We start from the raw sequence: 9,512 nt of genomic DNA on the forward strand, positions 1-9,512 counted from the left end.
TAGTTGACTTTTGCCATTGTTTTACCTTTTTGGGGTTGCGCAATGAATATAGTAGCTTATGCTACCCTCTTATTAAACTCCTGCATGGTCCAGTTTAATAAACTGCGCGGGCTTTACACGTCGCCAACTTCGCCGGTCTTGACGAAATTCCGCACGGCGCGCGTAATGCGCATGCTGCAGAAGTTCGGCCCGCACATGCTGCAGAAGTGGCTTGCCTTCGCCTGGCTGCCGGGGAGCGTCTTGTCGTGGAATTCCATCGCCTTCTCGGGGTCGAGCGATAGCGCGAACTGGTCGTTCCAGCGGAAGTCGAAGCGGGCGCGCGAAAGGGCGTCGTCGCGGAACTGCGCTGCGAAATGGCCCTTTGCAAGGTCGGCCGCATGGGCGGCAAGCTTGTAGGTGACGACTCCCGCGCGCACGTCGTCGCGGTCGGGGAGCCCGAGGTGTTCCTTGGGCGTCACGTAGCAGAGCATCGCGGTGCCGTACCAGCCGATTTGTGCCGCGCCGATGGCTGACGTAATGTGGTCGTAACCGGGGGCGATGTCGGTGGTGAGGGGGCCGAGCGTGTAGAACGGGGCGCCGTGGCACTTTTCGAGCTGGCGGGCCATGTTGTCCTGAATCTTGTGCATGGGCACGTGACCTGGGCCTTCGATAATCACCTGCACGCCGTATTCCCAGGCAATCTTCGTGAGCTCGCCAAGCGTGTCCAGTTCTCCGAACTGGGCCGCGTCGTTGGCGTCGGCAAGGCTACCCGGGCGAAGCCCGTCGCCCAAAGAAACGGCAACGTCGTAGGCGGCGAGAATCTCGCAGATTTCGCGGAAGTGCGTGTACAAGAAGTTCTGCTGGTGGTGGCGCATCTGCCAGAGGGCAAGAATGGAACCGCCGCGGCTCACGATACCCGTGGTACGCTTGGCCGTGAGCGGAATGTGTTCCAGCAACAGGCCCGCGTGAATCGTGAAGTAGTCCACGCCCTGTTCCGCCTGCTCAATGAGCGTGTCGCGGTACAGTTCCCACGTGAGTTCTTCGGCCTTGCCGTTCACCTTCTCGAGTGCCTGGTAGATAGGCACAGTCCCTATAGGTACGGGGCTGTTGCGGATAATCCATTCGCGCGTTTCGTGGATATGCTTTCCGGTGGAAAGGTCCATGACCGTGTCTGCGCCCCAGCGTACGGACCAGGCCATCTTTTCGACTTCTTCTTCGATAGAAGAAGTGATGGCAGAGTTTCCGATGTTGCTGTTGATTTTCGTGAGGAAGCGGTTACCGATAATCATCGGTTCGCATTCCGGGTGGTTGATGTTCCCCGGCAGAATCGCACGGCCCGCGGCGATTTCGTCGCGCACGAATTCGGGCGTAATGGGGGAGCCTTCAATCTTGATTTTGCCCTGGGCCATGAGTTCGTCAAGGCGCTGGTTTTCGCGGATGGCCACGTATTCCATTTCCTTGGTGACGATTCCCTTGCGGGCGTAGTCGAGCTGCGTCAAGTGGTGCCCGGCCTTCGCGCGGAGCGGGTGGTGCTCGGCGTTAAAGCGCAGGTGGTCGAGTTCGTGGTTTGCACGGCGGGCGCGGCCATAAGCAGACGTCATGTCGTCCAGCTGTTCGGCGTCGCCACGTTCCATAATCCACGATTCACGGAAACGCTCGATGCCCTTCGTCACGTCGAGCTTGGCGTCTACATCGCTGTAAGGGCCGCTCGTGTCGTACACGGGAACCACCGGCGTTTCGGGGTCTTCAGTCAAAATTTCGCGCATTCCCACGCGGATGTCCGGGTACATCTTGCCCGGAACATACACCTTGCGGGAATTCATAAAAGGCTTAAGGAGAGAATCCATTACTTTCCTTTTCTTACTTAACTCCAATGAGGCTCAAATCGCGCACGGCACCCTTGTCGGCAGACGATGCCATGGCGGCGTATGCCTGCAAGGCCTTGGACACAACGCGGTCGCGGTGTTCCGGCTGCCATGCCTTGGCGCCGCGGGCTTCCATTTCCTTGCGGCGTTCGGCGAGTTCTTCGTCGGTGAGCTGCACGTTGATGCTGCGGTTCGGAATGTCGATTTCGATGACGTCGCCCGTGTGCACGAGGCCGATGTTACCCTTGTTGGCGGCTTCCGGAGAAGCGTGGCCGATGGAGAGACCGCTCGTACCGCCGGAGAAGCGTCCGTCGGTAAGGAGGGCGCAGGACTTGCCGAGGTGACGGCTCTTGAGGTAGCTGGTCGGGTAGAGCATTTCCTGCATGCCGGGGCCACCCTTCGGGCCTTCGTAGCGGATAACGACCACGTCGCCCGCCTTCACCACGTTCGGGTCGAGAATGCCCTTCACGGCATCTTCCTGGCTTTCGAACACCACGGCGGGGCCGGTGAACTTGAAGATGGATTCATCGACGCCGGCAGTCTTCACGATGCAGCCGTCGATTGCGAGGTTTCCGTACAGAACAGCGAGGCCGCCGTCCTTGGTGTAGGCGTGTTCGCCATCGCGGATAGCGCCCGTAGCGCGGTCGAGATCGTGATCCGGGTACATGAAGTTCTGGGAGAAGGCGACCAGGTTGTACTTGCGGCCGGGGCCTGCGAGGTAGCGCTGCTTGGCTTCTTCGCTCGGGTTGCGCTTGAGGTCGTTTACTTCGAGAGCTTCGCCCATGGTCTTGGCGTGGACGGTCTTCGCGTCCTTGTGGAGGAGTCCCATGCGGTCAAGTTCGCCGAGAATGCCCATGATGCCACCGGCGCGGTTCACGTTTTCGATGTGGATGTTGTGAACGGTCGGGGCCACCTTGCAGATGCACGGCGTGTTGCGGGAAAGGCGGTCGATGTCCTTCATGGTGAAGTCGACGCCCGCTTCTTGGGCCACGGCGAGCAAGTGGAGCACGGTGTTGGAGGAACCGCCCATGGCGATGTCGAGGCGCATGGCGTTTTCGAAGGCGTCCTTCGTGGCGATGCTCCTCGGGAGGATGCTGTCGTCGTTCAAGTCGTAATACTGGTGGCAGAGTTCCACGATGCGCTTACCGGCGGCTTCGAACAGCTTCTTGCGTTCGGCGTGGGTGGCGACGATGGTGCCGTTGCCAGGCAAGCTGAGGCCGAGGGCTTCGGTAAGGGAGTTCATGGAGTTTGCGGTGAACATGCCGGAGCAGGAACCGCATGTGGGGCAGGAGTTCGCTTCGATGGCGGCCACGTCTTCGTCGCTGATAGTGCTGTCGGCGGAATCGATCATGGCGTCAATCAGGTCGAGGGCGCGGTCCTTGCCGTCCTTCGTGGTCACGTGTCCGGCTTCCATGGGGCCGCCCGAGACGAAAATTGCCGGAATGTTGAGGCGCATGGCGGCCATGAGCATACCCGGAGTCACCTTGTCGCAGTTAGAGATGCACACGAGGGCGTCGGCGCGGTGGGCGTTCGCCATGTATTCGGTGGAGTCGGCGATGAGGTCGCGGCTGGGCAAGCTGTAGAGCATGCCGTCGTGGCCCATGGCGATACCGTCATCGACAGCGATGGTGTTCATTTCCTTGGCGACACCGCCGGCGGCTTCAATCGCGCGGGCGACCACCTGGCCCAAGTCCTTCAGGTGAACGTGACCCGGAACAAACTGGGTATAGCTGTTCACCACGCAAATCACGGGCTTACCAAAGTCTTCCACCTTGGTTCCTGTTGCGTGCCACAGGGCGCGTGCACCGGCCATTTCACGGCCTTCCATAGTCTTGAGCGAACGAAGTTTCGGCATAGTAATCCTCATTGATGCGGCGTTCCCATTTACATCGTCATCCCCGCGAAGGCGGGGATCTTTTTTAATGGGTTGAGCCTTTGTTTCGCGATGAAATGTAGAAAAAAAAGGGGGTGAAGAAAAAAATTAGTGCCGTTTTGGCTCATTTTGGCCGCGAAACCGTTTTATAGTATAGATAGGGGTGTCCCTGTCCGCCTTTGCGGGGGCGTTCCCGCAGAAAAAGGAATATAAAATGGACCGTAAACAGTTTGCTAGGTTTATCAAATTGCTCAAGGAAGCAAATGAAAGGGGCGAAGATGTTGACGCTATCATAAAGGCGTACGAGCACGAGAATGCTTACATCTACAACGATGGGGTGTTCAAGAAGATTTTCGCAAGCGAGGAGAACATCGCGCTTACCACTGACCTTGTGAACGCGAGTCTCGACCTCTTCGGGTGCGACTGCATCAGTCACCCAAGAATCGTCAACCCCTTTGTTCCGGGAGAAACGGGCAAGAGCAGCGTAGAGCCTGACATTATGCTTGTAAACGAAGCCGCGGGCAGCATGGAACGCCGCAAGAGGGAGGGCGTGCTATATTTCGACTTGCAGACCATGACGATTGTCGAGGTGAAGAAGTTCCTCGAACATGCCGATGCCTATGCAGGCGACAACAGTCGCCTTGCGCAATGGCTCAGGGCAATCGACACTCTCAACCGCGAGGCAGATTTCAGCGAGTTTTCGCAGGACCCCGTGTTCAGGGTATTGCAAAATGCCGTAAAAATGTGTAATTTTAGTGCGAGGTATCTTATGACTGTAGATATGAGCGACGTTGATCGGGCTATGGAGAAGTACGAGGCCGCCCTGGAAAAATCCAAGGAAATCGCGAAGGGGTTGCTGCGCGATGGTGTGCCGCTTGATATCATTGTGCGAAATACCAATCTCCCTGAGAAGGTTATTCTCTCGTTGTAGTGGCCCGGTAGTCGTATAATCTCGTACCCCGCTTCGGCGGGTAAAAATCCCCGAAATTTGACGAAAATCACATTTTTGGCAGGGAAAATGTGGTTTTGAAATCATTTGTATGCTTTTTCCTACCGATTTCCTAGTGATCGTGTGAAGTTTGTCAACAAAATTTTGCATTATTTACAAACTAGTTGCAAAAAATGGCGAATTTAACTAAATTTAAGCAAAACGGGGGTAAAGTATGCTCTTTGTAAATAAATTGAAAGTTCTGACTCTTATGACCTGCCTCGTGCTCGTTGGGCAGGGGTTTGCGGCTTGTGTTCAAAACAGCAATAATGCTGTATGGGATGGTTCAACTAAGGAAGAACCTTGCCTTGTTAATGGTTTCTACGAAATAAATACAGCAGCAAAGCTTGCTTGGTACGGAGCGAACTATGGCAAAGGCAATGCCATACTGACTGCCGACATTGATTTGGGCGGGCATCTTTGGATTCCTTTGGCTGCTGGAAAGGGCGACAAGTTTTATGGTAAGATTTTTGACGGACAGAACCATATCATCAAGAATCTTTATGTAAATGGAGATGATCTTTCTGCCCTCAATAAGGAGTATGCCCAAAATTTAGGCTTTGTCGGTGTTTTGGGTGATGGAAAAGTCTTGAATCTGGTCCTTGAAAATGTGGATATCCAGGCCACGACGAATGCCGGTACCATTATTAGTAATCAGGACAACCAGATTTCGGTCGGAGCTGTTGTCGGCTGGATGTCCGATAAAGGAACCAATGTCGTTGATAACTGCATTACTTCGGGAACCATCAAGACGACGGGCAAAAGCCAGGGCGTTGGTGGCATTGTAGGTAATGCAAAAAAAGGAACGATTTCCAACTGCATGAGCCTAGTCGAAATCCGGACGAGCGGAAGCAAGGCGTATATCGGTGGTATTGTCGGAATCACCAAGACGGATGTGACAGTTTCTTCTTGTGTCTATGCTGGTCCTGGACTTACGAATACAGGTACGGATGGCTCTGTTGGCGGAATTACTGGAAACGTTTGGTCTGGAACGATGACTGCTCAGAATAGTTATTTTGAGGGCAATCTTACCTACAATGGAAATGCTGTTGGCGGTGTTGGCAAAACTTGCAATGGTTGTTCGGTGACCGACAGCACCGTAAATACGAGTGAAATCAACGAGGATTCCATTGCATGTGCTTTGAACGGAATAGATACGACAACTGGTGCCTGCAAGACGGAACCGTGGTCTGTTGGTGAAACGTCCCTTTCGCTCAATGGATATGGTGCAGACGGTTACAAGATTGTCTTTGATGCGAATGGAGGCGTCTTTGGCAATGGAAAATCGAGTAAGAATAAATTCCTTGATGGTGGAATGGCGATTACTGCCGATGAAGTAGAAAATCCGACTCGTGAAAATTTCAGCTTTACTGGTTGGGCTAAGACCCGTGATTCTGCAGTTCCGGCTGCTAATCTTGGTACTGTTTCCAAGAGCGACACGGTCTTTGCTGTCTGGACTCCGGTCTATACGGTAACCTTCAATGTTGCTCCTGGTGTTTTCCCGGAATCTAACGAAAGCGAAAAGACGAAGCAAGTTATTAGCGGGGAAACGATTACTGTCGAGGGGCTTGGAACCTTGCCGACTTCTCGTTGCAAAGTTTATGTATCAGGATCGGATGATGAATGTGAAACGTGGTCCTACTTTACTGGTTGGGCGCTGACAGCAGGTGCTCCCGAAAGTGATTCGGTTTCTTTGGATACCGTGACTGCATCTGACGAACTCGTCTTGCATGCCGTGTGGACTGATGTGGAAACTTATACAGTGACCTACAATGCAAATAAACACGGAACGACCACGGTGGACTATGTCCGTGTGGGTGCTGGCGATACGGTTTCGGCTCCGACGGACCCGATTGCGAATGATGGTTATGTATTTGCCGGATGGTTTACTGATTCAAATGGCGTAAATGAATACGAATTTACTTCTCAAATAACCCAGAGTATCATTCTATATGCTAAGTGGACACTCCAGCGCTTCAATATCAGTTATGTAATGAATGAGGGTACGGATACGGGCGACAACCCCAGTTCCTATACCATCGATACATCTTTTGCCCTGAAGGCTCCGACTGATATCGAAGGCTACGTATTTGAAGGTTGGTTCTATGACGCCGCATTCACCAACAAGGCTACTCAGGTAATCCTGGGCTCGACTGGCGACAAGACTTTCTATGCCAAGTGGTCCAAGAAGAAATACAGGGTCATGTATTTGGCCGATAACAATTCCTATGGTTCCATTTCGGACCAGTTTGTGGAACATGGTTCAACCATTACTCTTGAATCTGCGGGTATTTTCCGCCGTGCGGGCTATGAACAGAATGGCTGGTCCACAACTATGGCCGGTGCGAAGAATCACGAACTTGGCGAAGAAGTTGAGGTTGTTGCACCCATTACACTGTATCCTACATGGGCTGTGGCGACTTACACGATTACTTACGAATGTGATGGTTGTGTAAATAACCCTCAGAATCCGACGACATATACGATTAATGATAAAAAGGACATAAAGTATCCCCAGTCGCGTGAAGGTTATGATTTTGGTGGTTGGTATAAAGAAACAAATTATACAACAAAGGTTACGCAGATTAAGAAGGGATCTTATGGCGACCTGACTCTTTATGGAAAGTGGATTAAGGTCTACACTCTTACTTATGAATTGAATGGTGGTACCAAAGCCAATAGCAGAACGTCTTACACGAGCGAAACCGAAACGTTTGCTTTGGGAGAAGCTGAGGGTCGTGATGGTTACTCCTTTGTCGGTTGGTTTGACAATGAAGACCTTTCGGGTGTCGCTGTGACGGAAATCCCGCAGGGCTCCACTGGCGACAAGAAATTCTATGCCAAGTGGATTCCTGAGGTTTATTCGATCGTCTACCACAATATCGAGGGTGCGACGTTTGAAACGCCGAATCCGGAAACGTACACGGTTGAGGATGAATTCCCGATAGTTCTTAATGAGCCGACAAAGGTTGGTTTCAACTTCTTGGGCTGGTTCTTAAGTGAAGATGCTGAAGAGCCTAAGGCTGGCATTGCTGCAGGTTCAACTGGTGAAGCTAATTTCTATGCCAGGTGGGAACTCGCTCCGTCGCCGATTACAGTTACGGCAAGTTCTGGTTCGTTTGAATATGATGGCGAAACTCACAATGCTACGTGTTCTTACGAAGGTGTCATTCCGGTAGGCTATTCGATCGCTATGGTTCCTAGTGGAAGTGTACAGAATGTTTCTGAAGGTGAGGTCGTGACTTCGTGTGAAGTGACCATCAAGGATGAATCCGATAACGATGTGACAGATCAGTTCACTGAACTCACGCTTGTTGACGGAACAATCTCTGTTGTGGCTAAGGCTGTTCCGTATGGCGCGGTTACCATTTATACGGATGAAACTGGTAATCGTGCTGTGATTGATGGCACGTCCTCGGAAGCAGTAAGCATCACAGATAAGGACAATGTTGTTGTAAATGCTGTGACATTTAATAGAACGTTCCCAGTCAATGGCGAAGGTGAAAACAAAATGTCCACATTGACGCTTCCATTCTCGATAGAGAAGAGTAAAGTGTCTGGTGCAGAATTTTACGAACTAAATGATGTTGTTGGAACAAAGGTTCGTATATGGAAGTCTCTTGATGTTCTTGAGGCGAATACACCTTACATTATTCGCACGACTGCGGATCATTTGACCTTCACTCTTGATGAGGGGGACAAATTGACTCTTAACACGGAAAAAATGAATAATTCTAAGAGTTCCGATGGTCTTTGGGAAATACGCGGTGTCTACGAATATAAACAATGGACTGAAGGTGATGAAGAACTGGGACTTGCTTATGGCTATACGGCGACGGCAACAAATAATCTTTCTGTTGGTAAGTTTGCCAAAAATGGCATTGGCGCCTATATTAAACCGTTACGTGCCTATCTTTTGAAAACGCCCGAAAAGCAGGCGCAAAAAGCACGTCGCATGCTTGCAAAATCCATTGCATCTATTTCGAGCGATACAGATTCCGATGAACTGGATGTAGAAATAGTAGATCGTGAAACTGGTGAAACTACAATTATTGGAAAATTGAATAAAATCACGGGCGAAATCAAGGTTATCAATAATTGGTACGATATGAAGGGTCGTAAGCTAAATTCCAAGCCAACCACCAAGGGAATTTACTATTTTAATGGTAAACGTGTGATGGTGAAATAATTATGAATGAAAAAAAGGAATATGTTTCGCCGAAAATGATGGTGGTAGAATTGGCTTCTTCTGCAAATCTTTTGCAGAACAGCCTTGATGTTGAAATTGTTGATCGTCCAACAAATCCATAAAATGAAGGAAAGCATGAAAAATAAAAAAGAATACGTTGCTCCGAAGATGAAATCTGTTAAACTGAAACGGCAGGGAAATCTTCTTTGTGAATCTGGGGAAAACTGTGGCGAAGTGGGCTTAGCTCCTCACGAACAGGATCCGATAGCTTAACTTAGTGGAACAAAGCATCCACGAGCATCTCTTTACCCTCATTCGGCTTGCATCCGGTGCAGGCGAGGGGGAAAGTGCAAATTTTAACGTAGAGGCCGCTGAAGAGTGGTCTCTTTTGTATTCCCTGGCATCGAAACTCTCCGTTGTGGGCATCACGTATGCGGGTATCTGCAAACTCCCGAAGAGTTCCCAGCCGCCGATTGACCTGGCTTTTCAGTGGGCGAGCGAGGCGGAGGCGATTCGCGGGCATAAGGTAGTGTCAAGGGTTTTTCGCAAAAATAGTTTGTTCCAACATCAGATTTAGGCTACATTTCCTTTCTTTCTGCTCTTTTCCAGTTCCCGTTT

5 protein-coding genes and 1 pseudogene are annotated in these 9,512 nt (G+C 51.2%); 4 read left to right on the forward strand and 2 right to left on the reverse strand.

Translation table 11 applies throughout. The features are described 5' to 3' along the window. Window positions 1-119: 119 nt before the first annotated feature. A pseudogene (thiC, locus tag BUB22_RS15545) lies at window positions 120-1,826 on the reverse strand (phosphomethylpyrimidine synthase ThiC); the annotation flags it as partial. 13 nt (window positions 1,827-1,839) lie between these two features. Next, window positions 1,840-3,699: a dihydroxy-acid dehydratase gene (gene ilvD, locus BUB22_RS15550; protein ID WP_073116560.1), complete on the reverse strand. Its 1,860-nt coding sequence runs from the start codon at window positions 3,697-3,699 to the stop codon at window positions 1,840-1,842. Between the two features lie 232 nt (window positions 3,700-3,931). Here ilvD and BUB22_RS15555 point away from each other — a divergent pair, with 232 nt between their 5' ends. The 4 genes from BUB22_RS15555 to BUB22_RS16840 all read left to right on the forward strand — a co-directional run bounded on the left by BUB22_RS15555 (window position 3,932) and on the right by BUB22_RS16840 (window position 9,471). Continuing rightward, window positions 3,932-4,648 carry a hypothetical protein gene (locus tag BUB22_RS15555; protein WP_139259052.1) on the forward strand — a complete coding sequence of 239 codons (717 nt, stop codon included), beginning with the start codon at window positions 3,932-3,934 and terminating at the stop codon, window positions 4,646-4,648. 232 nt (window positions 4,649-4,880) lie between these two features. Continuing rightward, a complete protein-coding gene (locus tag BUB22_RS15560; RefSeq protein ID WP_073116563.1) occupies window positions 4,881-8,894 on the forward strand; it encodes an InlB B-repeat-containing protein in 4,014 nt (1,337 codons plus the stop codon). 123 nt (window positions 8,895-9,017) lie between these two features. After that, a complete protein-coding gene (locus tag BUB22_RS16835; protein ID WP_175547315.1) occupies window positions 9,018-9,167 on the forward strand; it encodes a hypothetical protein in 150 nt (49 codons plus the stop codon). Between the two features lie 4 nt (window positions 9,168-9,171). Beyond that, window positions 9,172-9,471: a hypothetical protein gene (locus tag BUB22_RS16840; protein ID WP_073116567.1), complete on the forward strand. Its 300-nt coding sequence runs from the start codon at window positions 9,172-9,174 to the stop codon at window positions 9,469-9,471. Window positions 9,472-9,512: the final 41 nt, after the last annotated feature.

The organism is Fibrobacter sp. UWCM (genome assembly GCF_900129735.1).
GTDB lineage: Bacteria > Fibrobacterota > Fibrobacteria > Fibrobacterales > Fibrobacteraceae > Fibrobacter.